Origin of the sequence: Shewanella sp. W3-18-1, from assembly GCF_000015185.1 — a bacterium.
GTDB lineage: Bacteria > Pseudomonadota > Gammaproteobacteria > Enterobacterales > Shewanellaceae > Shewanella > Shewanella putrefaciens.
Genome location: NC_008750.1, coordinates 1,798,128 through 1,823,091 on the forward strand (window position 1 = coordinate 1,798,128; position 24,964 = coordinate 1,823,091).

The window sequence follows — 24,964 nt, forward strand, 5'->3', positions numbered from 1 at the left end:
GCTTGGCACAGAGCATGCACTTCCATGCTGACAAGTTCCAGCCATTATTGAAGGAAGTAAGCATGAGTAAAACTCAAGATATTGATACAGGCCGTCGGCAGTTGCTAAAAGGTGGGGCCGTGATGGCTGCTGGCTTTGGGGCTGCAATAGCCTTACCTGCAACAGCCAATTGTGGCGTTGCTCCTGAAGTATTTGATGAGATTGTGGATGTATTAGTTGTCGGCAGTGGCTTTGCTGGGATGTCTGCGGCATTACAAGCTAGAGAGGCTGGTGTGAGCGTTATGGTTGTGGACAAGATGCCAGTCTTTGGTGGTAATTCAACTATCAATGGCGGTGCCATGGCTGTAGCGGGTTCTGAGTTGCAGAAACAAGCAGGCATTAAGGATTCTGTCGATGAAATGGTCGCCGATATGATGCGAGCAGGTCGGGGCATGAACGATGTTGAGATGTTAAAACTGGTGTGTAATGGCACGGCTGAATCTTGTCAGTGGTTGATTGAACATGGGGTTAAGTGGAAACCTTTCGTGCAGCATTTTGGTGGACACTCAATACAACGAGTCTTGCAAACAGTTGAAAGTTCAGGGGCTGGCATTATCAGACCGCTGATTAACGCCGCGAGAGATAAAGGCGTGGTGATGAGAAACCAGACCAAGCTCGAAAGCTTTGTGAAAGATCTCGATGGTCGCGTGATTGGGGTCGAAGTTCGTGAAGGTTTTTATTTCCCTAATGAGCGAACCGGTAAAATACGTCGCATAGGCGCGCGCCGTGGTGTTGTTATGGCAACGGGGGGCTTTGGTCGCGATATTGAATATCGCATGATGCAACTACCTGAGTTAAATAACGACTTAGATTCCACCAATCATGCTGGTGCAACTTCAGAAGCTCTAAAGCAAATGATGCTCTTAGGTGCTAACCCTATTCATTTAGACCAAATTCAACTCGGCCCATGGGCATCTCCCGATGAAAAAGGCTTTGGTACCGCATCCCAGTTCAACACGATTGCGACCTATCCTCACGGTATTGTGGTGGATGTGCGCACTGGTGAACGTTTTTTCAATGAACTTGCAGATCGTAAAGCGAGAGCTGACGCCATCATGACTCGCCGTGATGAACATGGTCAGCCTGTTTATCCTATTGGTTTTACTAATGCAGAAGGGGCTAGTAAGGCGCAAACCTTAGATTGGGGACTGAAATATAAGGTGATTAGTAAAGCAGAAACCTTAGATGAACTTGCTGCTATTTATGGTATGCCGGCTAAAGCACTAAAAGCTCAAGTCGCCCGTTGGAACGAAGCGGTAAAAAGTGGTGTTGATAAAGAATTCGCACGTCCTCTGCAAGAAGCCATTGTGCTAGATAAAGGGCCTTGGTATGCCGTTCGTATGTGGCCAAAAGTTCACTATTGTATGGGCGGCGTTAAAGTGAATACCCGATCAGAAGTACTGCATTTAGTCACCAACCAAGCCATTCCAGGGTTGTATGCCGCAGGCGAAGCAACCGGAGGAATTCACGGCGCTAGCCGTTTAGGCGCTTGCGCTGTCGCTGAGGGCGTTGTTACTGGTCGCAACGCAGGCCGAAATTGTGCAGCGGCAAAGGCGGCGGTGCTTAAGCAAGCATAATTAGATTTTATTAAAAATTACAATGTATTGGAGAATGGTAATGAATAAATCAGTGTTGATGGCATCGCTTACTTTAAGTCTACTCTCTGGGAGTGCTTTAGCGATGGAGCACGTTGTCCTCGATGGTAAACATTTAACGCAAGAACAAGCATGGGCAATCGCCGATGGCGCTAAAGTCAAGATTGCATCTCAAGCGAAAACTCAACTCGTTAAAGCTAATAGTTTGTTGATGGAAGCTGCTCGTTTAGGTAAGCCTGTTTATGGTCTTACTGTTGGCGTTGGTTTGAACAAAGATCACAAGTTATTTGATGCCAATGGCAAGTTAAGTGATGAAGTGCTTGAGGCATCACGTAACTTTAACTACAGCACTTTTCGAGCCCATAGTGCTGGTGTTGGTGACGCTGCACCGATTCGGTTAACTCGATTAGCCTTGGCGGTACGCTTAAATACTATGCTCGCGGGACAAACAGGGGTGCAACCTGTTGTGGCTGAACTCTATGAGGCATACCTTAACAAAGGGTTAACGCCAGTCATCCCCGCTCACGGTACTGTAGGTGAAGCGGATATTTTGCTCTCATCCCATGTCGGGTTGGCGATGGTGGGTGAGTGGGAAGTATTCTACAAAGGACAACGTGTTAGCAGTAAAGATGCTATGGCGGATGCCGGAATTACACCACTTGTGCCTATGGGTAAAGATGCACTATCAATTCTGTCTAACAATTCGTTTTCAGTCGCTTATGCGATGCAAGGTTACCGTGAGGCCAAGCAATTACTCTCTATCTCGCCAACGCTATTTGGTTTAAGCCTTGAGGGATTAAATGGTAACGTGGCACCATTTTTACCACAAACCAATGATATTCGTCCTTTCCCTTATATTAAAGCCAGCACAAATGACATTCTAAAACAGTTAGATGGCAGTTATTTATGGCAACTCAATGATGAACGTCCTTTGCAGGATCCACTCAGTTACAGAACAACGGCATACACGTTAGCCAGTGCTGAACAAGCGTTAGCAGAATTGAATGATGTGGTAAATATTCAAATCAATCATTCGGATGATAACCCTGCAGTTATTGTTGGCGCATCAAATGAGTATGCGAAGTTTCCACAGGTTGCTAAGTATATCGTCGAAGGGCAAGGTGGTGTGTTTCCAACCACGAACTTTGAACCTTTGCCTGTTGCATTGGCAGTACAAAACTTGAGTGTCGCTCTGACACATGTATCCCATAACAGTGTTATGCGCACCATCCATTTATCTGATGACCATTTTACTAAGTTACCCCGTTTTTTAAGTGCTCCAGGTAATAATGGTCATGCTTTTGGCGCGATTCAAAAAGTGTTTGTAGATATGCAAGTTCGTAATAAACAGTTGGCGACCCCAGTGTCATTTGATGGGATCTCAATTGCGGGGGGAATTGAAGATACTTTCACTAACCTCAAGCTTGCTGCGGACAATTTGATCCAGATTGTTGACAACACACGTGTGATCTACGGTCTAGAGCTGCTGCATTCAAGTCAAGCGATTGATTTACGTAAGTTGGCTACTCCAGATCTTCATTTAGGTAAAGCGACCGAAGCCATGTACAAGGCGTACCGTGAAAAAGTACCTTTTGTAGCTCAAGATCGCCCATTTACGCCTGATATCCAAACTTCAACTGAATTTATCGCAAACTATTAATATGTTATGCGGGGCAGCATGCCCCGCTATAGGAAGAGTCTGATGTTAAAACCCTTATATACACTTTTACTTGGTTGTATATTCATGCTGCCAATAACAACAAATGCGATGAATATTAAGGATTATCATAAGGATGTGATGACAAGTGAGAATGGTCAGGTCGACTGTACTGCCTGTCATGGTGATGTAAAGCGTAAGACCATACCTGACGCTGCAGTGTGCGCTAACTGCCATGGTTCTCCTCAGGATGTGGCTAAACTGACTCAGCGACCCGAAGATGCGGGGCATTCGGTCGAGCCGAACCCACATGACAGTTTACATTACGGTACTGATTTGCCTTGTACTTACTGTCATCAGGAACATAAAGAAAGTAAAGTTTATTGTAATCAATGCCATGAGTTTACTTATCCAGCGATGAAACGCTAGATTTAAGGCTATTTATCACTCATTTTCCTGTATTTTTTACCAATATGGTATGCACTCACTCTTTGGTGAGTGCATTTTTTTTGCAAAAAAAAAGAGTAAACCAATGGAGTTTACTCTTACGGAAATTGGTCGTAAAACATTGTAGCCAAAACCACTCCCATTTAGATTAGGAGCGTGGATACAATGCCAGTTCTGACTTAATTAACCCTTAAAATGGACTTTTACCTCAAGATTTCTCCTCGATTTAGATTGATTAATTTATCCAGAATATGTTCACCGTCCATACGGATGCCATTATGTTCGTATTCGGAGGTTAACCAGTATTTTAGTTGTCCGATTTGTTGTGCCGTTTCTAAGCTGTATTGCATGTCGACAAACATATCCTCGCTATAAATCGCCGCAGCGACAGGGACGCGGTTTTGTGCCAGTTGTTCGAGGTTGTAAAGTGTGGGCCAGTCGGATTTATAAGCCAGTATTTCTGCCGCCGTTTTAAGTGGCGTTAAATGACTAAATTGGTCGAACATCCAAGGATAAATCATCTCTCCAGTGAATAGGAAAGGTTTGCCTACTTGATAATTAAAGGCGGGGAATTGCTGCCTTACCCTGTGCGCGGACCACTGTGAGGCTGAGTGTTGGCAGTAGATAGCCTCATGTAAGAGGGCAAAAATTGGATTAGTATTGTAGTCGAGCATCTGACCAAAATGATTTAAAAACAAGGGATTAACCTCAGTCCCTGACGGCGTGTTGATCAGTGCTTGCTCAAGCAGATAGTAGACCGATTCTGGACCTTGCTCCATTCCGAGATGGATGCCAAGTAGTTGTAGCATTTCAACGGTTAAGCGTTCCCCTGTGGCTAAATACACTTCCTTTTCAATTAAGTGTTTTGCTAAGCGAGTGACTAAATGCTGGGCGTCGTGGAAACGATAAAAGAATTGTTTATTCTTCGTTAGTACGCGTTGATAAGTCGCCAGATAGACATCATCGGCAGGACGAGTCAATGATGGAATACCACCTGTGATATAGGCTTCGCTAACGCCTTGAGGTGCGGTGCTTAAATAATGTAGGACGCAGAAACCACCAAAACTTTGGCCTAGAATCGCCCATTTATCTGCCGGACAAAGCTGCGCGCGAATGGCTTCAGCATCACGGATAATATTGTCCGCCCTAAAGTGGCTTAGATAATTTGCTTGTGCCATTGGGTCTAAGTGTTTGAGACTCTGGTAGTTAATTGGCGTTGATAAGCCTGTGCCGCGCTGATCGAGTAATAACACGCGATATTCTTTTAATGCGCGGCGGATCCAGCCGCTGTTGCTGGCAGGGCGCATTGCGCCAAATCCTGGGCCGCCTTGGAAAAATACGATATAAGGTAACTTTTTATCTTTGTTTTCAGGGCTACACAATTCTCTGGCAAATACTTTGATTTGTTCTGCAATTGGATGCTGATAATTCAGGGGTAAGGTAAACGTGTGTTTTTTGGCGAGCACACCAGCAAGAACTATATCGGGTTTCATCAATCTACCTATGGGCTAAGGGCGCTGAGTTTTCTTGACGATTGTATACAAAAGTCGTTCTCCCGCAAGTTAGGATTATTTTGTTGGCTTTTGGTTAAGATCAATTTTTATTATAAAAAATTGAGCCAAGATAAAGGACTTAGCGTAATCTATCGCTTATGGATAACACGAGATTGAAGCTATGAAGTATCAAATTATTCCAGTGACACCTTTCCAGCAAAATTGCAGTTTAATCTGGTGTGAAAAAACTAAACTCGCTGCTGTCGTGGATCCCGGTGGAAACATAGATCGTATTCAAGCCGAGGTAGCAAAACGCGGGTTGACTCTTGAGAAAATCCTGCTCACCCATGGGCATATTGACCATGTCGGTGGGGCTAAGTCTCTTGCTCAATCAGCTAATATTCCGATTATTGGTCCGCATATCGCCGATAAGTTTTGGATTGATAACTTACCTAAGCAAAGCCAAAATTTCGGATTTCCCCATTGCGATGCTTTTGAACCGGCACAATATCTGCAGGATGGCGATATTGTTAAAGTGGGCGAGCAAAGTTTATCTGTGCTGCATTGCCCTGGGCATACGCCTGGCCATATTGCCTTTTATTCGGCCCAATCTAAGTTGGCGTGGGTGGGGGATATTTTATTTAGAAGCTCTATCGGCCGCACTGATTTCCCCCAATCAAATCATCAGGATTTAATTCACTCGATCACCGAAAAACTTTGGCCTCTTGGTGCTGATGTAGAATTTATTCCGGGCCATGGTCCTTTATCGACCTTTGGCGAGGAACGTGAGCATAATCCTTTTGTTGCGGATCAATTATTACTTTAGTGGTTTTCGTTGGTATATCTAAAAGTTGCGAGTGGCAACCACTCGCATACGTCTTTATGTCTTTTTAACGTCATCTTCACCTTTTACTCCTTCTGCAATCTATTATCCCTTTCAAAGCGAGGGCGCCTTTGTTAACTTGGTCGTATCGATTTTTTAATCTATTGGGGTTACCTAATAATTAACAGTCGTTTGGTTTATGTTTTTTGCGCTTGATAATCCTAACCTCTTGGAGTCATTACGGATGGATCACCAAATCGAAGATTTACTTGAACATTGGTTACCACTTGCGGATGACGCTTGGGTGCTTGCTGTTATCACTCATGTTCAAGGTTCCGCTTACCGTAAACCTGGCGCCATGATGCTGTTCCATGAGTTTGGCCAAGGGGCGGGCATTTTAAGTGGTGGATGTTTAGAAGCGGATTTGCGCCGATATGCTCAAAATGCGATGCAGACGAAGCAAGTGATGTGTGTCACCTATGATGCGAGTGATGAGTCTGATGCCAGTTATCGACTAGGCTGTGGCGGCATAGTCGATATCATGTTGATCCCGCTTTTAAAAGAAAATCATGATCTAGGTTTGATTGACCTTGTTCATGCATTTCGTCATGGGCAATCGGGATATTATCAATTGCCTTTAGTCGCATCTGGAACTGATGCGCGGCAGTATCAAGCACGTTTCTATTCCGCAGATGCTGCGCCATTTCCGATAAGCGATTTTGCTAAATCAAAGATTGTGAAACAAGAGTCAAATGACACCCTAGTTATTCCCCTGAGGCCCCGATTCCATATTGGGATTTTTGGTGGCGGTATTGATGCTAAACCTATCGCTGCGATTGCCCATTCATTAGGCTGGCAAGTTACCGTTATCGATGGCCGTACTGCTTACGCTAGAGCGGCAGATTTTCCCCATGCTCATATCATCAAACAAGCCGTGGGTGAACTTGCTGCCAATGTTATCGCTCAACTAGACTGCGCTGTGGTGATAAACCATAACCTGGGCTTAGATGCTGCAGTATTAAAGGCTATTCAACCTTATTCACTGGATTATGTGGCATTGCTTGGGCCTGCCCACCGGCGGGATAAAGTACTGGCGATGGCAGGTTTATCTGCACAATCGTTTTCTGGGGTGTTTTCGGCCCCCGCGGGTCTGGCGCTTGGCGGTGAGTTACCGAGCGCCATTGCTTTAAGTATTTTAGCTCAATGTCACGGTGTGCTACATGGAGCAACACTGAAACAACTTGATGAGATTATGGGTTAATGACACCTGTGAGGTTACTGGATAAACGGCTTCTTATCGTGGTCCTTGCGGCAGGTGAAAGTCAGCGTTTTGAAGGGGTTAAGTTAGCGCAGCTTCTACCATCACATAGTGCGACTGAAACTTGCGAACAAACCATCATTAACACTCATGTTGCGCGTTTACAGCAGCTTAATTGCCAAGATTTAGGTTTGGATCGCCAAGCGCATTTGTTAATCATACTCGGTGCTCATCGGCATATATTGCAGCCATTGTTAGCCGAGCTTAAATCTCACCAACCCTTTGATATTTTAGTTAATCCGCAGTGGCAAATGGGCCTAGCATCCTCAGTGAGTTTGGCGGCAAGTTATGCCAAGGAGCAAGGCTTTGATGCCATGCTGTTGACTCTCGCGGACCAAGTGGCCTTGAGTGTTGATGATTATCGACAACTGATTTTGACATGGCTTAAAACCGGCAAAGATGTTGCCGCCCATTATTTGGATGATGTAGGCGTACCTGCTATTTTTAATGCCTCTACATTACCGCTGTTCACTCACTTGAGTGGCGATCGCGGGGCTAAATCTATTTTAAAACAACAAGCACAGCGGGGAGCGTTAGTCGCTATAACACTACCCCGCGCCGCAATTGATATTGATACCCAAGCCGATCTTGCGTCGTGGTTGGCACTTAAGGAGTGAGTTATGGCAGAAGTATTATCAACCACTGCAATTATCAAGGAAGCCAGTACCGCCGCTTCCACCCAAACACTTTCTATTAACGGTAAATCATTTACTTTAGATGCCGATCCTAAGATGCCAATTCTGTGGGCACTACGGGATATTTTAGGGTTAACAGGCACTAAATATGGCTGCGGAGCAGGGCTATGTGGTGCTTGCACTGTGCATTTAGACGGCCAACCCGTTCGAGCTTGCTTAACCAGCCTAGGGCAAGCTCAAGGTAAACAACTAACAACGATTGAAGGGCTTGATAATCAAAAGCTTAAAAATGCTTGGGCCGAACATAACGTGCCCCAGTGCGGCTATTGTCAGGCGGGACAATTGATGTCGGCTGCGGCGTTAGTGGCGCAGCATCCTAAACCTACAGAGGAACAAATCAACTCAGCCATGTCGGGTAATCTCTGCCGCTGTGGCACCTACCCACGCATTAAAGCGGCGCTGCAACACTATGCCAAACAGGAGGGCTAATATGAGTACTTTTACTGCCGTAGAAAATTTAAGCCGCCGCGACGTGTTAAAACTGTTTGGCGCAGTAGGGGGCGGACTTGCATTAGGGGCGAGTGGACTAACTTGGAGCCCCATGGCGCTGGCACAGAATAAAGAAGCGCGGCTGAATCTATTTATTGCCATAGGTGAGGATAACAAAGTGTACCTCACTTGCCATCGCTCCGAGATGGGACAGGGGATCAGAACGGGTATTCTGCAAGTCTTAGCCGAAGAGTTAGAAGCGGATTGGGATAAAATCGTCCCAGTACAGGGGCTAGGCGATAAGCGTTATGGCAGCCAGAATACCGATGGTAGCCGCAGTATTCGCGATAATTTTGATCGTATGCGCCAGATGGGGGCGATGGCAAGAACCATGCTAGAGCAAGCCGCAGCCGCGCGCTGGAAAGTCCCCGTGAGCGAGGTGCATACCGCCAGCCATAAAGTGCTGCATGCTAAAACGGGCCGCTCGGCCAAGTTTGGCGAGTTAGCGTTAGCGGCATCAGCGCTGCCAGTACCTGCCGTTGAGTCATTAACCTTTAAAGAGATTAAAGATTTCAAGCAGATTGGCGCATCCCGCCAAATCGTTGATATGGATGCCATGTTAAGCGGTAGCGCAATTTATGGTTACGATATCAAACTCGACGGCATGCTCTACGCCAGCATCATGCGTCCGCCCGTGCTTGGGAGCGATGTTGCAAGTTTGGATGATACCGCAGCGCGCAACGTGGCCGGAGTCGTGGATGTGTATCGTTTGCCTATCCCTAAGGGCGCCCCCGGGTTTCAGGCTTTGGGCGGTGTGGCGGTTATCGCTACCAACACTTGGAGTGCCTTTGAAGGCCGTAAAGCATTAAATATCACTTGGACTCAGGTCGACAACAGTCAGCACGATTCGACACTTTATTTAAAGGCGTTAGTCGAGCGAGTACAGCAAGGCGGTAAAGTGGTGCGTCAAGTTGGTGATGAGGTCAAAAATTGGCCCGAAGCGAATACATTAAAGGCGGTTTATACCGTGCCCTACTTAATTCATTCACCAATGGAACCGCCAGTTGCAACGGCCAATGTGACGGCAAAGGAATGTGAAGTTTGGGCTTCAACTCAAAACCCACAAAGCACTCAACAAAGCGTGGCCGCAGCACTGGGGATTGAAGAGGATACCGTAAAAGTTCACGTCACATTATTAGGTGGTGGATTTGGACGAAAAGCAAAGCCTGATTTTAGTGTCGAAGCCGCGTTGTTATCAAAGCAGTTTAAGCGTCCAATTAAGGTGAGTTGGAGCCGCGAGGATGAAATCCAAAACGGTTATTACCATGCTATCAGCGCCCAGTCCTATCAGGCGCTGTTCGATGCTAACAATAAACCGACTGCGCTTTTAGCTCGGACTGGATTCCCATCGATCAGTTCAACCTTTGCCGAAGGCGTCGAATATCCCTCTGACGGTGAGTTAGATTTAGGTTTTGTGGACGTACCCTTTGCTTTGCCGCACTTAAGATACGAAGCGGTAAAAGCGCAGGCGCATAGCCGCATAGGTTGGATGCGCTCTGTGTGTAATATTCAGCATGGCTTTAGTGTCGGTAGCTTTGTCGATGAAATGGCTCACAGAGCTCAGATGTCTTGTCCCGATATGTGGCGCAGCTTACTTGGGCAATCAAGGCGTGAGACCTTTGATAACCAAGGCTTTAAATATGGTAACTACGGTGAAGACTTAAATCGCCATCCGGTGGATATAGATCGTTATTTAAACGTCATTAATGCCGTCGAACAGGCTCAAGCCAAGGCGCCTAAGGCGGGCAAACATCAGGGCTGGGGTTTTGCCGTGCACCGCAGTTTTGTGAGTGTGGTCGCTGTGGCCATGCGGGTGGAAGTGAGTGAGGATAAACAGCTTAAGGTACTTAATGCCATCGCTGCCATTGATGCGGGAACGGTGGTGAATCCTGATAGAGTGAAATCACAAACCGAAGGCGCAATTATCTTTGGTCTAAGCTTGGCCTTGATGGGTGAAATCACATACAAAGAAGGCCAAGTGCTTCAATCAAATTTCCACGATTATCCTTTGCTGCGACTCCCTCAAACTCCTGATATGGAGATTATCATTATCGAGTCCGATGCTGCGCCTGCAGGCGTGGGGGAGCCGGGTGTGCCGCCCGTTGCTCCGAGTTTGACCAATGCAATTTTTGCGGCGACAGGACAGAGGATCCGCGATCTTCCCGTGAATAAGCGATTGCGAGTTTAAGCCAATGCTAAAGGGTTAACGGAAAGTGATTTGAATAAAAAAGCGCCTAATGAGCGCTTTTTTCGTTTTTTTACCACAAAAAAATTGCTTGTTAGCGATTTTACGGGCATTAATGCCGAAAATTAGCAATAGATCAGGTTTTTGTTACCAGAATAGAGGTAATTTAACCAATATGTTTACTCAAGTGATTTAAAGGTATGCAGGCTCGCGCACCCATTCATTTGGATCAGTTTCTCGTCGGCCAGTGAGTCAATCATTGATTGCAGATCCTTACTAAAAATGGAATGACATGGAAGTGAAGGGCGCTATAACACCATAACTCAGCCGCACCTTGAGAACATTTGAATCATTAACTTCCGTGAATAGAATTACTAAAGGGGTCATCCATGGAAAATCGTTGGCAAGTCGCCATTTCTGCCGGCCTATTGGCCGCTATTTGGTGTGGTGTCGCTGATGCCTTTCATCTGGTCACTTGGATCGGTTTTTTAGGTTGTAGCACGTTTTTCGCTCAACCTAAGGCCGGTTTTCAAGGGGTGATGATGGCGTGGTGTACAAATCTGTCCGGTGTATTTTGGGCTTGGCTCATTATCTCGGGTAGCAGCTTTTTTGTTTCGCCTGTCTTTGGGTATATTTTTACCGGCATCGCTACTTCGGCTATGTGTTTACAGGCAAGTTATCAGAAACTCAGCTTTATCCCCGGTGCCTTTATTGGCTGTTGTATCACTTTTGCCATGGCAGGAGATATCGCCAATATTTTGCCGCCTTTAATCATTGGTGGGCTTTTGGGGTGGGGTATGAGTATGCTAACCGAACAATTGGTCGCACTGACCCCAAAATGGTCTGCCCCAACGGGTACTGAAATGACCCGTGTCGACTAGCTTGGTATTAGTTTGTATCAGTCATCTCCATTGCGCTGCATCAGCAGGTTTAAAATAGGGGGCTAAGATATGAACTATAATGCTGACTTAGTGCCAAATCGCCTCTCGGTTCTTAGGAAATATCAAGATGAAACAAATCCAGTTTCGCACCATTGATGCCATATTGATCAAGTTCAGCCTTAACGGAAAGTTTTGGGTTGTCTGTTCTATGGTGGCTTTAATCACCACAACTGTGGCGTTGATGAATTATCAATATGCTCAGCGTCATGTCGAATTGGCATCATTTGCGCGAGTTCAGGCGACTGTTGATGCACTAGCAAAGGTAGCAAGCTCACAACAACTTGAGGGGGATGCCCTTACGCAATTTGCCCGTGACAATGGGCTGATATTGACAAATGGACAGGCTGGCCCCCAACGTCAAGGCAATACAGTGACTGCTATGGCCGATGTTTCAGGTAGGCAAGCTCTGCAGCTTTCGCAAAATGTACAGCAATGGGAAGCCGATGCCCGTAGTGATGCCAATTTTATGTTGTGGTTGGCGTTATTGGGATTATTACCGCTATTTCAGCTAAGTTATTGGATTTCGACTTCACTCGGTGGCGGGCTATGGGATATGTATATGGCCATTAAACGCTTAGCGGATGGTGATTTAAGTTTTAGATTAAACTTTTTTGGCACCGATGATTTTAGCTTAATCGCCCGTGAAATAGACCGCTGCGCCGATAATATGAGTGAAATGGTCAACGCGATCAGCAAAAATGCAGATACGCTGGCACTGGCGTCTAACGAGTTCAATCAACAAGCGGTGACCAGTGATGAATTAATCGGTTTTCAGCATCAATTCTTAGACTCAGTCGCGGTCGCAATGGCACAAATGACCGCTGCTATTGAGGAGGTTTCGATTAATGCCAATAACACCTCAATGCAAACAAAAGAAAACGCTACCCATATGTCGACCAGCCAAGAACGTATTGTTCACACCGTTGAGGGAATAGGTTTGCTTTCGACTAAAATTGGTACGGCATTTTCATCGGTGGCACAATTATCTAAGGATGCGGCGAGTATTGATGCGGTGGTCACAACCATTAACAGTATTTCCCAGCAAACCAACTTATTAGCCTTAAACGCGGCCATTGAAGCGGCCCGTGCTGGTGAGCAAGGTCGTGGTTTTGCTGTGGTCGCCGATGAAGTGCGTACCTTAGCGGGTCGAACTCAACAGGCGACGGTTGAAATTCAGTCTATGATTGAAGGCTTACAGTCAGGCACGAGTCGTTTATCAGCGATTACCACAGAGATAGTTGATCAAGCCGATGAAGGGCGAAGTGCGATTATTGCCGTAGGGGAGGATGTCGAGGGTATGACACGATCGGTCAATGCGGTATTTGATATGAGTAGCCATATTGCCGCAGCCGCCGAGGAGCAAAGCGTCGCCGCGCGGGATATTGCAGGGCAATTAAATGAGATTCGCCATCAGTCCGACACCATCAAACAAACGGCAAGACGCAGTGTGACCTTGGCGAATGACTTACACCAAGCTTCAGTTGAATTGGGTGGGATTTTAAAGCAGTACCGGACTAGCTAAGTTGCTACGCTACGTCTTTAAGGTAGATTTTAGTTCTTCTTACACGGCTTAATAGTTAAAAATGTTAACGCATTTATTAAGCCGCTTTTCTCTCGTATCTTCATTCTTCCAAGCGAATTCTCCTTAATGTTTTAATTGCGTTCTACTAATCTCGCAATTGCACATTTTGCTCGGAAATCACCCATCAAATGTTTGTGGTTAATTTAACTTTTTGTAATGTAATAGAAATTTTTAAATCAATCTAAAGTGTGACTTTAGCATTATCATCAAAATACGGTTGGAGAATAGCTGAAGTTAGAGTAAGTTACTAACCACAAAGTAAAGCACTATCAATGGGTTGCTAACAATTTTCGTTCAAGATGTTAGAAATGAATATGGAAAAAGTTGAGATATCAACCAAAGTGGTGAAAGAAACACTCGATCATTACCGAGAGGATTTTGCCAGTCTTGTTAAAGCATATGCAAATTTCTCCTATACCCAAGGTGAGGCCTATTGTGATTTTTTTGTTGATATAGGCTCAATGATGAATGGTGTCTGGCTAGTCACGGCGGATCTAGAGTCAGACACTGTTCCACCTTTTAAAGAGTTTAATTGGCATTGCATGTTAAATATTAACGAAGCAAACATGCCAGAAGATGAATTAATCGAATTATTGCAAAATGTCTACAAAATCGGCTATCTCTGGTTAATAGAGCAATTGTCATTACTCAAAAAACAAATAGATTTTATTGAGATCAGGCTTTATCACAATGGCAGTCTTGATTATCAAGCATTGAGTCAATTGGATTAGGTTGATTTATCAAGCTCAATTTATGCCTGTTAAAGTCATGCTGTAGTCTAGTGCGAACAACTCTCCTTAAAACGGCAAAAATCACCATAGAGAGATAGGGGAAATGATGGAAAAGGATGTGTTAGTTAAGCTTGTGATTGAATATTTTAAAAAAGTCGATGCGGGTGATGTGAGTTACCCTGATTTGTTTAGCGAAGAGGTGGACTTTTTTTTCCCTAAATTTGGACGCGCTAAGGGCAAAGACAGCTTAGTTGAATTTGGCAATCGCATCGGTAGCTCACTCAGCAGTATTTGGCATGATATCGACGGATTTAACATCACAGTTTCTGGTAATACTGTCATCGTCGAAGGGCAAGAAGGTGGAGTCATGAGTGATGGCATCGTTTGGCCAGACAATAAGATTTCAACAGGCCGTTTTTGCAGTGTGTTTGAGTTTACAGACCATCTTATCAGCCGCATGTATGTGTATGTTGACCCTGACTTCGCAAGCCTCGATGTAGAAAGAATCGCTATACTGTCAGGCCAACATCAGGTCTAGTCTTTGGCCCTGTGTACGTGATAAGTGAGTTAAAGGTTTACAGGAAACAAGCCTTAGAAATGGAGTATTATCAGTGACAACGAGAACGGAATTACTCAATAAATTAAGCGCCTTATTGGTCGCAGATCCAGAGAACAGTCCGGTAGTGACATTAGATGAGTTCTTTTTAGCAAACGAAGATGAAGAGTCCATCGCGCCCAATAATTGGGGCTATGGTCGACCATCTATCAAAGAAATCTATCGCAGCTTGAAAGAAATCGAACATAGGCCTGATGTGCAGGGGGTCTTTGTTGGTATGCACGATGAATGGTCCGAAGCCCTTGAGGATGATGAGCTATGGCCCGCAGCCGAGAACATTCATATCCTCTCCTGTGCGCCTGAGGTCGAAGTGGAAGCCTGGATTGCAGGAATCGCGGCAGATGGGCTCGGTACTGGCTGGCCCTATGGCGAACATAAACTTTCCCCTATGCCTCAAGATGGCTATCTTGTCTATACCGTGTATTGGGACTAGTGGATTTCTATATCACCTGTAGAGTTTGAAACTTCTCAACTTAAAGTGTCCAATTTGGGGTGACCAGTACACAAACAAAAACATCGGCCTAAGCCGATGTTTTTACATCCATTAAAATGATCGAACCCAAGCAGCTTAAGCTTCTTTGAACGTGCTCCAAATGGGCGCGTGGTCAGAGGGTTTATCGATACCGCGTAGATCGTAATCGACATCGGATTCGACTAAGCGCGCAGCAAGCGAGGGTGTTGCTAAAATCACATCAATGCGTAGGCCGCGGTTATCATCGAAACCTTTGCTGCGGTAATCGAACCAAGAATAACGCTCAGTGCGCTCTGGATGTAATTGACGGAAAGTGTCGATTAAGCCCCAGTCTTGTAAGGTTTTTAACCATTCACGTTCTTCGGGTTGGAAGCTGCATTTACCGGTTTTTAGCCAACGCTTACGATTGACTTCGCCAATGCCGATATCTAAATCGGTCGGTGAAATATTGATATCACCTATGATGGCGATATCTTCATCGTTGCTATGGTTCGTCTGCAAGTAGTGCATTAAATCCTGATAAAACTTACGTTTAGCAGGATATTTTGTTGGGTGGTCTATGCTTTCGCCCTGGGGGAAATAGCCATTGAATACGGTCAGTGGACGGCCATTTGCTTGGGAGAAAGTGCCGATAATCATTCGGCGCTGGGCATCTTCGTCATCGCTAGGAAACCCTTTTTGTATTTTTTGTGGTGCAACCTTTGACAGCATAGCCACGCCATAGTGAGCCTTACCACCGTGGTAATGTACCTGATAGCCCATCGCCTCAACTTCAGCGAGTGGGAAGGCTTCATCGTGCACTTTGGTTTCTTGTAGGCCGATAATGTCGGGTTTGTGGCTGTCGATTAACGCCTGCAATTGATGCAGGCGGGAACGCAGTCCATTGATATTAAAGGACACTATCTTCATTAAGGCAGAACTCGCTTAAAGGGTTTAACCACGACACTTTGGTAAACACCCGCAGCAAAATAGGGATCAGCATTTGCCCAAGCTTGTGCTGAGGCTAAAGAATCAAAATCAGCGACAACCAATGAACCGCTAAATCCCGCTTCACCTGGATTTTCGCTGTCAATTGCTGGGTGGGGGCCAGCAACCAGTAAACGACCTTCATCCGCTAATTCTTGCAAACGGGTTAGATGGGCAGGGCGCGCCGCTAAACGTTTTTCTAGGCTGTTCTCAACATCTTGAGCTGAAATCATATACCACATTATTTAAGTTCCTTGCGTTGGTCTTCTGGAAGGTGTTTATAAAGGTAAAATACGGTGATTACAGTATTGACTAAGGTTAAGGCCGTTAAACCAAAGACCTTAAAATTCACCCAAGTTTCTAACGGTAAGCTAAAGGCGACATAAATATTCACTAGGCCACAGGTAGCAAAAAAGATCACCCAATACCAAGTGATATGTGCCCAAATCTTGTCGGCTACTTGCATTTCTTTGCCTAACATCGACTTTAAAATGGACTTATTCAGTAACTGACTAATACCCAATGCCAAGGCAAATAGGGCATAGATAATGGTGACTTTCCATTTAATAAAGGCATCGTCATGGAAAACTAAGGTGAGTGTGCCAAACACTGTGACCATGGCGAAGGTAATAAGGTGCATCTTTTCAAGCTTTTTGTATAGCGCATAGGTCACGATTAATTGAAGCGCAGTCGCTGCGATCAATGCGCCGCTGGCGATATAAATATCAAAAAACTTATAGACAGCAAAAAAGATAACGAGTGGCAGAAAATCAAGCAGTTGTTTCATAAATAATCGTGATAAAGAGACGTGAGCCTGAGTGTAGCACGCGAGGCTAGTGGGAAAAAGCCATCATAGTACCTCGGTTGCGATCTTGCCCGTGAACCCCGTCTAATCTTGATGCTAAATAGCGGTTCCAAATAGCAACGCCCACGTAAGCTCCGCTGTTTTAGCTAAACAGACCCGATGGCTGCGAACTTGGGATTAGGAGAAGTCTCGCTGTTATCCTTATGCCCGTATTCTTTCTTTAACGTGTTGTATTAGCGGGCAATCGTGGCATTGGCCCGTGTTGGCGAGTTGATACCTTAAGCAGCAAGTACGGCGAATGCAGGAGATTTTGGGGCCAGGCTTTGAGTTTGTTTTTACGCTCGTTTTTGTGTTTGAGTTAGCATTGCTTTGCTCAGTGTCGATAAACAAGTTAATGCTGTTATACAGCGGATTGATGCTGCCATCTTGAAAGGTTGCCTGACGAAACAGAGCTTGTTTTAGGCGCTGGTTTTGTTGCTGAGATAATCCTAATTCCCCAAGATACCAGTGAATAAGATAGCCGAGGTGGCTCCAATATAATTTAGCGGGCGTAGGGCTTAGGGTGAGCAGACGCTCAACACTCGGTTGCAGTAAGTTTAAGATCAGGCCTTGTAGGGCGAGTTCTTTATCAACTGGCGGCTTATGTGGGGTTAATGGTGAGTGTACCTTACTGTCTGTCTTGAAACTTGGCTTAGTGTTTGTTTGGGAAAGTGGCTCGATGCCGTGGTGTTTTTTAAAGGTCAAAGCGGTATTTGGCTGGCGCTTTGCGAGGTTAAATTCAAATTTTGCTACTCTGCCACTGGGGTGTACTTGCATAAAAATGGATTGTGGCTGCCAGTGAATAGGCTCGAATATGGCTTTTGGGGCGTTAAAAATCCATTCCATTATAGGTGGGACTAATAGGCCGAAATACCATTGGCCCCAGAGAGAATGCAATGCTTTGCGAGTGTCTTTTTTGCTGGCTACAGCGTTTTTACTAGCCGCAGTGCTTTTATTGACCACAGCGCTTTTACTGGAAAACGCGGGCGATCGGCTGGTTGCCGCTGTTTTACTAACCTCGGTTTCAGCCTCGATTTCAACCTGAGTTTCTGCGCTAGGATGTGCGATGGCAAAACGTGCAATGAGTTTTTGATATGTATCAGCGTTACTCCATTCATCAAAACTAAGCCCTGTGGGGGACTGCGTTGCATTAAGGTGCTCGCTATAGAAGGGCGCCCGTTGATGTAACAACTGATTGAGTGACAAAATAGTTTGATTCAACGCGTTGTGGCTTGGCGAGGTATCACACAATGTTTGCAGTCTGGTGTCTCTCCGTTGGCTTGCCATTGTCACTCCTTATATGATTGTGATTGATTCCCGCTGTTATTGATAAGCCCCACTATTATTGATAAATTCCATATAAATTAGGACCTTGTGAGCCAAAGATTGGGGCTCACAAGGTTTTTCGAACGATCGCAATAAAAGTCTGACTTAGAAGCGATAGTCCAAGGTTAAGCTGGCACTTCGAGGCGTACCGTATTGGAATTGGCTATATTGACCGACTTGGCTGTAGTAGGTTTTATCTAAGGCGTTGTTCAGGTTGGCGCTAAGCTTAAGCTGCTCGGTAAAGGCATAACTTGCCATTAAGTTGACTAGGGCATAGGCTTCTTGACCGACTTCCACCTCTATTGGGGTGGGTGGTGGTGTTTTCAGTGTCATGTAAATGCGACTCTGCCAATTTATACCTGCACCGACTTGTAGCTTGTGCCAATCCCCACTAAATCGATAGGTTGTAAAGACTTTTACCTGCTGGCGTGGTGAGGTGGTATTGATGCGTTTGCCCTTAGGATCCTCGGTGCTGAACTGGGTGTAACCGAAGTAAATATTCCAGTCATCGGTGATTTTGCCTGTGGATTCAAACTCAAAACCTTGGGTTTGGGTGCCGTTAACCTCTCTGTACACTGGGATGGTGGTGCCAGGGAGTACATCGCCTGTACGTTCTCCGACATTGTCCTGACGAATTTCAAACACCGACAGCGACATATCTAAACTTTCATCCATCAGGCTGGCTTTAATCCCTGCCTCGTAGTTCTTACCCTTCACTGGGTCAATATAACTGGCATCGATTCGCTGCAAGGTTTGCGGTGCAAAAATATCCGTATAACTGGCATAGAGCGAATATTGCTCGGTCAGGGCGTAGGTGAGGCCGAAGTAAGTCGTGAGTTCGTTGCTGATGCTGAAATCGTAGCGGCTGCCAAAATTATCTTGGTCGGTTTCCCACTCATTGAGGCGTAATCCGACGAGGACAGCTAAAGCGTCGCTGAGATTAAGCTGAGTCGCCACATAGGCTGCACTCTGTTTGGTTTCGCCAAATGAACCCGTGGTATAGGTTTCCTTCCATTGAGGTTTTGGATATTGGAAGTTCGGATCGCGAAAATCCCCCAAAGGCGGTACTGCCGCAGTGGGATAATAGTAGGGATTGGCGAACTCTTGGCGTTGGCCATTCCAGCCAAACATCAATTGATGTTCTAATCCAAAGAGTTGGTATTGTCCTTCGGCGCGCAAATCCACATTGTGTTGGGTGCGACTACCGTCGACATAGGCGATAGAGCCTGCAGTGGCGCCGATATTCGTTACAGGATCAGGATATCCCGTGGCCCATAGTACATCGAACTCCAATGAGTTATCGCCGTAGGTGTAAGTCCCTTTTAGGTTCCAACCGTTATCTAATCTGTGTTCGAGACTCGCAAAAGTGTTGAGGCCTTGGGTATGCGCCGAGCCCCAATCGGGCGCCGTTGAAGTGGCACGATCATAATTAGTGCGACTGCCATCGCTGTAAAATAGCGGTAAACCGCCCGACATAGTGCCGCTCGGTGTGGCATCTTGGTAATCGACACCAAGGGTGAATAAGGTGCTATCGCCAATATCGGTTTCGACTATGCCGTATAGCGTGGTGCGCTGCTGCTCGTACCTGTCTTGGAATGAATCCTTATCTTGATAGGCGGCGACCACGCGACCGCGCACAGAACCCGAGTCATTTAAGCCGCTGGAAACATCGACCATACCGCGCACATTATTCCATGAGCCCACGCTTAACGAGGTGTTGCCCATAAACTCTTGAGTCGGGCGTTTACGGATAAGGTTAATGGCCGCCGAGGGGTTACCCGCACCTGTCATTAAACCTGTCGCGCCGCGTACCACTTCTACTCGCTCGTAGATGGCGGTGTCGATGAGATTATCGCCATAGTTGAAGCGGGTATCGTAGGTGGTTGGCACACTATCATACAAAATGCTGGTCACGGCAATGCCGCGGGCACTAATACTGTATCTGTCGTTATCCATTGGGCGGGCATTGATCCCCGCAACGCTGGTCATGGCATCAATCACGCTATTAAGCTGTTGATCGTTCATCATTTGACGGGTGATGGACGTTACCGACTGCGGCGTTTCTAAATAGGATAAATCGAGCCCCGTTGCCGTGTTCATCGCTTGGGTTTTATAACGGTTGTCATGTAAATCCTTAGCGCCAATGACATTGATGACTTCAATTTCTTTCTGGTGCTTTTTAGTCTTACTATCCGCATCGACAGTGTCAGCTGTGGCATGGGGAACCGTGGCTAACATGACTGAGCACAGCAATAGCTTCGGGTTAACGAGGGCTTGCCGACAGACGAGTGCGATGCAGGAGAGAGGAAAAGTCTTCATAATGTTGATCTTTAATTCCGTTTAGGTTGGGGGTTAAACAAGCTGGGCCAATATTGGCCCATGCTAAAGTTTCGGGGTTATCCACTTTGTGGTGTGTTAACGTGTCCTTTGCTCAGCGCTGCTAAGCATAGGGCGCTTAAAGGCATGGCTTTGTCTAAAGGCCGCCAAGGGATTGTCGATGCCACCGGCGAAACGCAGGTTTTTCTCCCTGTCGGCGAGGTCTATCATTTGTTGGTTATTATTCAATTGGATACGATTGAGGCACGTGCGTACAAAGCTGTCCTTAAACAGATCGTATTGGGAAAATTTGTCGGCCAAATGTGGATGCTGGGCTTGGTAATCACGTACATTGTCCGCCACTAACTCCCAGAATTGGCTTTCACTGACACTGGTTTGCTCATCGAGTAGCGGTGCTAAATAGCGGAAAATACAGTCAAAAATATCCAGTAAGATGTAGTTAAGCTTCATCTCTTCTTCAAGGCTCACCGCAAGGCGTTTTACATCATCAGGTAGCGGCTTCGCGCCATTGAGTACCGCGACTTCTTCGCCTATGTCTTTCATTAAAATCTTGACTGGCACATATTCATCGAGCACTAAGATCAGGTTTTCACCATGTGGCATAAAGACCAGATCGTAGGCAAAAAAGGCATGTAACAGCGGCGATAAATACAGGTTTAAGTAGCGACTGACCCAATCCTTTGCTGGTAAGCCTGAGGCGACTATCAAGGCTGCAATAAGGGCCTTATCTTCATGATCCGTATGCAGTAGCGCTGCCATGGTCATCAGATTTTGCTTAGGCTCAATGTGCGGTAGTGGGCTTTCGCGCCACAGGGCTGAGAGCATTTTTTTGTAGGCGCTATCTTGGGTGAGTGCCTGCTCGTAATAGGTGTGGTGATAACCTATTGCGGCAATTTCCTTCAGGATCACAAAGCCTTGTTGGGCAAAGTAAGGATCGTTTTCAACTAAGTTTGCAACCCAAGCATTGATCTGCGGTGTGCAGCTCATGTAAAGGGGCGATAGACCACGCATAAAGCCCATATTTAGGATAGAAAGCGCAGTTTTGACGTAGCACTTTTGCGGTGATGCAAGATTGAAGAAAGTGCGTATTGATTGCTGCACTTGGTATTGTTCGCTGCCTTCACCAAGGTAAACCAGATCGCCACGGGCTATGTCGCCGGCAAAGACGCGGGCGATTTTTTCGCGCCACTGCCAAGGATGCACAGGCATAAAGTAGAAGTCCTGTGGATCATGCTGCTTGGTTTTAAGATGCTGCTGAAAATCATCGAACTGCTGGCCAAGCTCCTCCTTGAGTAACGCGTCGTGACTCAAGTTTTCGAGGGCGGCAAACGTGGTTTTGTTTTTGCGGACTCCAAGCCAGACTAACTGCATCGGCATCGCGCTTTCAGGGGCAAATTGACGGTAATCCTGCATATCAAAACCAATCCGGCCATTATTGGCAATAAACACCGGATGGCCTTCTGTCATACCCGCTTCTATGCTTTGATAATCGGCTCGCGCTAGCGTGGCTGCGGGAATCGCCTGATGCGCTAACTTGTATGCCTTACTGTAAAGGGTGCTAGTGATTTCTTCTAAATAGGTTGGTAGTAAGGTTTCGCTGATCCCTAAGTCATTTTTAAGGGAAATGATGAGCGACATCGCATCGAGGGTTTGTTCTTTGCCTGCAAGTGAAACGCGGATGGTATCGGCATCAATCGCGAGATGATCGAGCTGATAGTGCCGCGCACTAAAATAATAAGTGCTGTCTTTGAGCCGCAGTTCATAGTGGTTAAGCCCCGTTTTTTGCCCGTATAGGGTCGGGGTAATGAGCTTCTCGTGGGTGAATTCGCAGAGGATTTTCTTCACTAAATGACGATTAGCCGCTTGCCAATAGGCGGGGGTTAAATGCTCGGGTATAGAAGTCGATGTTGTCGATAGCGCCGAGCTTTGTTGAGCATGTACTGCTTGATCATGATGATCTTGCGTTGGCAATGGGTTAATTAATAAGGCTTTTGTGGGTAAGTTCATCTAATTCACCTGAAGAGTCGATAATGTTATGGGAGAGATTACGGGCGCCGCGAGCGTGCTTGGCAGCGCTGAGGTTGTTTGGGCTAAGCGCGTCGAAGAAGCCGAGCTTGATGCGAGCAGACGATCAGCCGCAGTGCAAAATCCGAGGAAAGCCGCTTTAGTGCTTAATTTAATTGCCTTTTCATAGCGAATACCTACTCGGCTATTTAAGTGATGAATTTTCATATTGAGTTGATCGGGTTCAACTACGAGGCGAGTAAAGGCCAGTTTTTCAAGCACGAGCTTAGCTATCGCATCCATCACTTTGAAGGATAAGCCGCTGACGGGTTTGCCATCGGGCGGCGCGATAATCAAATGCATACCACAATCACCCGGCGCAGCACGATAGTGCTGGCCGACTTCATCGTGGGCGGGATCGTAAAGTTCCACCATAAATAGCGCTTTGGCCTGCCATTCACCTATCAAGGCAAACTTGTGCTCTGTAGTTGCTAACAGATTTTTTATGGCATCAAGGTTCAAGCCCTGCATACCCCAAAACTTGGCGTAATCTTGGTTAAGCCAAGACTGTAGTGTTGGAATGTCTTGTGTAAGATCTAACGCTCTGAACTGGAAACCATTGATGCTTGTAATAGCCGATAGCTGTGTTAAACATAGCCGCGTTAAACAATGGTCACTAAATTGACTCGCCATTATTGCGCCTCCTTATTCGGCGCCATCAAGACTGACATGTAGGTTCCTGCACCTGAACTTGTGCCTGCACTTATACTTGAAGTCGCAGTTTGGGTTGGGTACAGACTTTGAGGCGCGTCAGCAGTATTTGTGTGATCTGATGCCTTAGTGAAATGTTTAGGCTTAAGATTCAAGGTGTTAATTGCATTGGCGCCGCAGGGCTGATGACTGGCAAGTTTGGCCGGATCGAAGGTTTGAAACGCGATATGTTCCTCAATGTGGTAGGGCGCATAACCGAGTACGGCTTTTAAGATGGTGCCGTTGCGATAACAGCCCATTCCCAGATCCGGTGAGCTTATCCCATGGGTATGCAAACCGACATTCTGGACAAAAATATCCCCTCGAATATCTATGCTGTAATCACGCTGCACGCTAAGTTGTCCGGCGTCATCGAATTCGACTTGTTGTTTAATACCACTGATAAACTCGGGTAAACGATAGTGGTAACCTGTGCCTAAAATGACGGCGCCCGTTTCTTGCTCAAAGGTGTGATTTTTTTCATTGTGGTGGAAATGCAACTTGAGCATATTGGCTTGGGGCTCGATATGAGTCAGCGCCGCATTCGTCATCAGTCGGCATTGAAAATCGGCCAATAGGCGCTTTTGATATAACAAGTCATAAATGTCGTTGATCAGCTCAGAATTTATCCCTTTGTAGAGCTGTTTCTGGCTGGCGATCAGTGAGCATCTTTGATTAGGGGTCAACTCGTGGAAGTAATCGACATAATCTGGCGAGGTCATCTCTAAAGTAAGCTTGGTATATTCCAAGGGATAAAAACGTGGTGATCGCGTCATCCAATTGAGTTGATAACCATAGGTATCAATATCTTGCAGTAGATCGTAAAACACTTCAGCCGCACTCTGGCCACTACCAATCACTGTGATGGCACTCTGACTCTGCAGGTAGGTTTTTTGCTGCATATAACTGGCGGTATGCATGATCCGTGCATCTTGGATTGGGCAATCCTTTGGCAGATAAGGTTCAGTGCCAGTGCCTAACACTAGCTTTCGGCATTGATAGGTATGGGTTTTGCCACTGCGTCTATCAAAACCTGTAATTCGATAAATACCTTCCCCGGCGTTGTAATCCACTTGAGTGACCTTAAAACCAAATTTAAGGTTGCTGAGCTGTTGGCTCACCCATTGGCAATACAAGTTGTATTCGTGGCGAGGTAAAAAGAAATTCTCACGAATATAAAAGGGATAAAGTCTGCCCGTTTGCTTGGCAAAATTAAGGTAACTGTAGCGGCTGGTGGGATCGGCCATAGTTACCAGATCCGACATAAAGGGGGTTTGCAGTCTTGAGGATTTGAGTAGCATGCCTGGATGCCATTCAAAACTGGTTTTAGCATCTAAAAATAAACAATTAAAGCCGTCAATAGGTTCTGATAAGGCGGCGAGGCCAAGATTGAACGGGCCAATGCCTATGCCAAGTAGATCAAAGATTTCGCGATCAATTTCCCTTTGTAGTGTAGTCACTTACGCCTCCTTTGGTTCTATTGTGCTAAGTAGAACTTTTCCAGTAATAGTCGACTGATAAGCAAGAATTTAGTGGATATCTCTATCAAAACTGATTTAACAATCCATTTATCTCGCTAATAGTGTTTTTAGCTACAGCTTCCTGCTGCGGTTATCTTTGATGATAATGGAGGGGTAAATTAGCACTTTAAAAA

The 24,964-nt window shown here is 45.9% G+C and carries 22 protein-coding genes; 13 read left to right on the forward strand and 9 right to left on the reverse strand.

The window, feature by feature from the left end; translation table 11 throughout:
- The first annotated feature begins 62 nt into the window (after positions 1 to 62).
- The 3 genes from SPUTW3181_RS08230 to SPUTW3181_RS08240 are packed head-to-tail and all read left to right on the forward strand — an operon-like array spanning position 63 to position 3,720.
- Positions 63 to 1,616 carry a flavocytochrome c gene (locus SPUTW3181_RS08230; protein ID WP_011788913.1) on the forward strand — a complete coding sequence of 518 codons (1,554 nt, stop codon included), beginning with the start codon at positions 63 to 65 and terminating at the stop codon, positions 1,614 to 1,616.
- Positions 1,617 to 1,656: 40 nt separating this feature from the next.
- Positions 1,657 to 3,294 (forward strand): HAL/PAL/TAL family ammonia-lyase, encoded by a 1,638-nt coding sequence (locus tag SPUTW3181_RS08235; RefSeq protein WP_011788914.1) that lies wholly within the window; start codon positions 1,657 to 1,659, stop codon positions 3,292 to 3,294.
- Between the two features lie 42 nt (positions 3,295 to 3,336).
- Positions 3,337 to 3,720: a cytochrome c3 family protein gene (locus SPUTW3181_RS08240; protein ID WP_081429797.1), complete on the forward strand. Its 384-nt coding sequence runs from the start codon at positions 3,337 to 3,339 to the stop codon at positions 3,718 to 3,720.
- Positions 3,721 to 3,941: 221 nt separating this feature from the next.
- Here the strand turns inward: SPUTW3181_RS08240 and SPUTW3181_RS08245 are convergent, their stop codons facing one another.
- Positions 3,942 to 5,231 carry an alpha/beta fold hydrolase gene (locus tag SPUTW3181_RS08245; RefSeq protein ID WP_011788916.1) on the reverse strand — a complete coding sequence of 430 codons (1,290 nt, stop codon included), beginning with the start codon at positions 5,229 to 5,231 and terminating at the stop codon, positions 3,942 to 3,944.
- Positions 5,232 to 5,412: 181 nt separating this feature from the next.
- Between SPUTW3181_RS08245 and SPUTW3181_RS08250 the strand changes: the two genes are divergently transcribed.
- The 10 genes from SPUTW3181_RS08250 to SPUTW3181_RS08295 all read left to right on the forward strand — a co-directional run bounded on the left by SPUTW3181_RS08250 (position 5,413) and on the right by SPUTW3181_RS08295 (position 15,044).
- Positions 5,413 to 6,057 carry an MBL fold metallo-hydrolase gene (locus SPUTW3181_RS08250; protein WP_011788917.1) on the forward strand — a complete coding sequence of 215 codons (645 nt, stop codon included), beginning with the start codon at positions 5,413 to 5,415 and terminating at the stop codon, positions 6,055 to 6,057.
- A gap of 241 nt (positions 6,058 to 6,298) precedes the next feature.
- Positions 6,299 to 7,315: an XdhC family protein gene (locus SPUTW3181_RS08255; RefSeq protein ID WP_011788918.1), complete on the forward strand. Its 1,017-nt coding sequence runs from the start codon at positions 6,299 to 6,301 to the stop codon at positions 7,313 to 7,315.
- Complete coding sequence (locus SPUTW3181_RS08260; RefSeq protein WP_049766855.1) at positions 7,315 to 7,989, forward strand: nucleotidyltransferase family protein; 675 nt, start codon at positions 7,315 to 7,317, stop codon at positions 7,987 to 7,989. The genes SPUTW3181_RS08255 and SPUTW3181_RS08260 overlap by 1 nt, the downstream gene beginning before the upstream one ends.
- 3 nt (positions 7,990 to 7,992) lie before the next feature.
- Positions 7,993 to 8,496, forward strand: a complete 504-nt coding sequence (locus SPUTW3181_RS08265; protein ID WP_011788920.1) for a (2Fe-2S)-binding protein — start codon at positions 7,993 to 7,995, stop codon at positions 8,494 to 8,496.
- Between the two features lies 1 nt (position 8,497).
- Positions 8,498 to 10,744, forward strand: a complete 2,247-nt coding sequence (locus tag SPUTW3181_RS08270) for a xanthine dehydrogenase family protein molybdopterin-binding subunit (RefSeq protein WP_011788921.1) — start codon at positions 8,498 to 8,500, stop codon at positions 10,742 to 10,744.
- 386 nt (positions 10,745 to 11,130) lie between these two features.
- Positions 11,131 to 11,622: a DUF1097 domain-containing protein gene (locus SPUTW3181_RS08275; RefSeq protein ID WP_011788922.1), complete on the forward strand. Its 492-nt coding sequence runs from the start codon at positions 11,131 to 11,133 to the stop codon at positions 11,620 to 11,622.
- A 127-nt stretch (positions 11,623 to 11,749) separates the two neighbouring features.
- Positions 11,750 to 13,204, forward strand: a complete 1,455-nt coding sequence (locus SPUTW3181_RS08280; RefSeq protein WP_011788923.1) for a methyl-accepting chemotaxis protein — start codon at positions 11,750 to 11,752, stop codon at positions 13,202 to 13,204.
- A gap of 368 nt (positions 13,205 to 13,572) precedes the next feature.
- A complete protein-coding gene (locus tag SPUTW3181_RS08285) occupies positions 13,573 to 13,995 on the forward strand; it encodes a hypothetical protein (RefSeq protein ID WP_227498149.1) in 423 nt (140 codons plus the stop codon).
- Positions 13,996 to 14,101: 106 nt separating this feature from the next.
- Positions 14,102 to 14,533: a nuclear transport factor 2 family protein gene (locus SPUTW3181_RS08290; RefSeq protein ID WP_011788925.1), complete on the forward strand. Its 432-nt coding sequence runs from the start codon at positions 14,102 to 14,104 to the stop codon at positions 14,531 to 14,533.
- Between the two features lie 73 nt (positions 14,534 to 14,606).
- Positions 14,607 to 15,044, forward strand: a complete 438-nt coding sequence (locus tag SPUTW3181_RS08295) for a hypothetical protein (protein ID WP_011788926.1) — start codon at positions 14,607 to 14,609, stop codon at positions 15,042 to 15,044.
- Between the two features lie 135 nt (positions 15,045 to 15,179).
- Here the strand turns inward: SPUTW3181_RS08295 and xthA are convergent, their stop codons facing one another.
- From xthA to SPUTW3181_RS08335, 8 genes are all read right to left on the reverse strand, one after another.
- Positions 15,180 to 15,992: an exodeoxyribonuclease III gene (gene xthA, locus SPUTW3181_RS08300; RefSeq protein WP_011788927.1), complete on the reverse strand. Its 813-nt coding sequence runs from the start codon at positions 15,990 to 15,992 to the stop codon at positions 15,180 to 15,182.
- A complete protein-coding gene (locus SPUTW3181_RS08305; RefSeq protein ID WP_011788928.1) occupies positions 15,992 to 16,291 on the reverse strand; it encodes a YciI family protein in 300 nt (99 codons plus the stop codon). Before SPUTW3181_RS08305 ends, xthA begins: the two co-directional genes overlap by 1 nt.
- Positions 16,291 to 16,836: a septation protein A gene (locus tag SPUTW3181_RS08310; protein ID WP_011788929.1), complete on the reverse strand. Its 546-nt coding sequence runs from the start codon at positions 16,834 to 16,836 to the stop codon at positions 16,291 to 16,293. The genes SPUTW3181_RS08305 and SPUTW3181_RS08310 overlap by 1 nt, the downstream gene beginning before the upstream one ends.
- A 219-nt stretch (positions 16,837 to 17,055) precedes the next feature.
- Positions 17,056 to 18,180 carry a siderophore-iron reductase FhuF gene (gene fhuF, locus SPUTW3181_RS08315; protein WP_011788930.1) on the reverse strand — a complete coding sequence of 375 codons (1,125 nt, stop codon included), beginning with the start codon at positions 18,178 to 18,180 and terminating at the stop codon, positions 17,056 to 17,058.
- Positions 18,181 to 18,324: 144 nt separating this feature from the next.
- Complete coding sequence (locus tag SPUTW3181_RS08320) at positions 18,325 to 20,538, reverse strand: TonB-dependent siderophore receptor (protein WP_011788931.1); 2,214 nt, start codon at positions 20,536 to 20,538, stop codon at positions 18,325 to 18,327.
- Positions 20,539 to 20,634: 96 nt separating this feature from the next.
- The gene (locus SPUTW3181_RS08325) at positions 20,635 to 22,563 is read right to left on the reverse strand and encodes an IucA/IucC family protein (RefSeq protein WP_011788932.1); all 1,929 of its coding nucleotides are present in this window, start codon (positions 22,561 to 22,563) and stop codon (positions 20,635 to 20,637) included.
- Positions 22,564 to 23,253 carry a GNAT family N-acetyltransferase gene (locus SPUTW3181_RS08330; RefSeq protein ID WP_011788933.1) on the reverse strand — a complete coding sequence of 230 codons (690 nt, stop codon included), beginning with the start codon at positions 23,251 to 23,253 and terminating at the stop codon, positions 22,564 to 22,566.
- Positions 23,253 to 24,770, reverse strand: a complete 1,518-nt coding sequence (locus tag SPUTW3181_RS08335; RefSeq protein ID WP_011788934.1) for a lysine N(6)-hydroxylase/L-ornithine N(5)-oxygenase family protein — start codon at positions 24,768 to 24,770, stop codon at positions 23,253 to 23,255. Before SPUTW3181_RS08335 ends, SPUTW3181_RS08330 begins: the two co-directional genes overlap by 1 nt.
- Positions 24,771 to 24,964: the final 194 nt, after the last annotated feature.

What these genes read in the sequence shown, in the direction of transcription:
- SPUTW3181_RS08235 (WP_011788914.1), top strand. Translation starts at nt 1,657, where the DNA reads ATGAATAAATCAGTGTTGATGGCATCGCTTACTTTAAGTCTACTCTCT.
- SPUTW3181_RS08270 (WP_011788921.1), top strand. Translation starts at nt 8,498, where the DNA reads ATGAGTACTTTTACTGCCGTAGAAAATTTAAGCCGCCGCGACGTGTTA.
- fhuF (WP_011788930.1), bottom strand. Translation starts at nt 18,180, where the DNA reads ATGGCAAGCCAACGGAGAGACACCAGACTGCAAACATTGTGTGATACC.
- SPUTW3181_RS08310 (WP_011788929.1), bottom strand. Translation starts at nt 16,836, where the DNA reads ATGAAACAACTGCTTGATTTTCTGCCACTCGTTATCTTTTTTGCTGTC.
- SPUTW3181_RS08265 (WP_011788920.1), top strand. Translation starts at nt 7,993, where the DNA reads ATGGCAGAAGTATTATCAACCACTGCAATTATCAAGGAAGCCAGTACC.
- SPUTW3181_RS08230 (WP_011788913.1), top strand. Translation starts at nt 63, where the DNA reads ATGAGTAAAACTCAAGATATTGATACAGGCCGTCGGCAGTTGCTAAAA.
- SPUTW3181_RS08255 (WP_011788918.1), top strand. Translation starts at nt 6,299, where the DNA reads ATGGATCACCAAATCGAAGATTTACTTGAACATTGGTTACCACTTGCG.
- SPUTW3181_RS08290 (WP_011788925.1), top strand. Translation starts at nt 14,102, where the DNA reads ATGGAAAAGGATGTGTTAGTTAAGCTTGTGATTGAATATTTTAAAAAA.
- SPUTW3181_RS08330 (WP_011788933.1), bottom strand. Translation starts at nt 23,253, where the DNA reads ATGGCGAGTCAATTTAGTGACCATTGTTTAACGCGGCTATGTTTAACA.
- SPUTW3181_RS08305 (WP_011788928.1), bottom strand. Translation starts at nt 16,291, where the DNA reads ATGTGGTATATGATTTCAGCTCAAGATGTTGAGAACAGCCTAGAAAAA.
- SPUTW3181_RS08325 (WP_011788932.1), bottom strand. Translation starts at nt 22,563, where the DNA reads ATGAACTTACCCACAAAAGCCTTATTAATTAACCCATTGCCAACGCAA.
- SPUTW3181_RS08275 (WP_011788922.1), top strand. Translation starts at nt 11,131, where the DNA reads ATGGAAAATCGTTGGCAAGTCGCCATTTCTGCCGGCCTATTGGCCGCT.
- SPUTW3181_RS08320 (WP_011788931.1), bottom strand. Translation starts at nt 20,538, where the DNA reads ATGAAGACTTTTCCTCTCTCCTGCATCGCACTCGTCTGTCGGCAAGCC.
- SPUTW3181_RS08240 (WP_081429797.1), top strand. Translation starts at nt 3,337, where the DNA reads ATGTTAAAACCCTTATATACACTTTTACTTGGTTGTATATTCATGCTG.
- SPUTW3181_RS08260 (WP_049766855.1), top strand. Translation starts at nt 7,315, where the DNA reads ATGACACCTGTGAGGTTACTGGATAAACGGCTTCTTATCGTGGTCCTT.
- SPUTW3181_RS08250 (WP_011788917.1), top strand. Translation starts at nt 5,413, where the DNA reads ATGAAGTATCAAATTATTCCAGTGACACCTTTCCAGCAAAATTGCAGT.
- SPUTW3181_RS08285 (WP_227498149.1), top strand. Translation starts at nt 13,573, where the DNA reads ATGAATATGGAAAAAGTTGAGATATCAACCAAAGTGGTGAAAGAAACA.
- SPUTW3181_RS08280 (WP_011788923.1), top strand. Translation starts at nt 11,750, where the DNA reads ATGAAACAAATCCAGTTTCGCACCATTGATGCCATATTGATCAAGTTC.
- SPUTW3181_RS08245 (WP_011788916.1), bottom strand. Translation starts at nt 5,231, where the DNA reads ATGAAACCCGATATAGTTCTTGCTGGTGTGCTCGCCAAAAAACACACG.
- xthA (WP_011788927.1), bottom strand. Translation starts at nt 15,992, where the DNA reads ATGAAGATAGTGTCCTTTAATATCAATGGACTGCGTTCCCGCCTGCAT.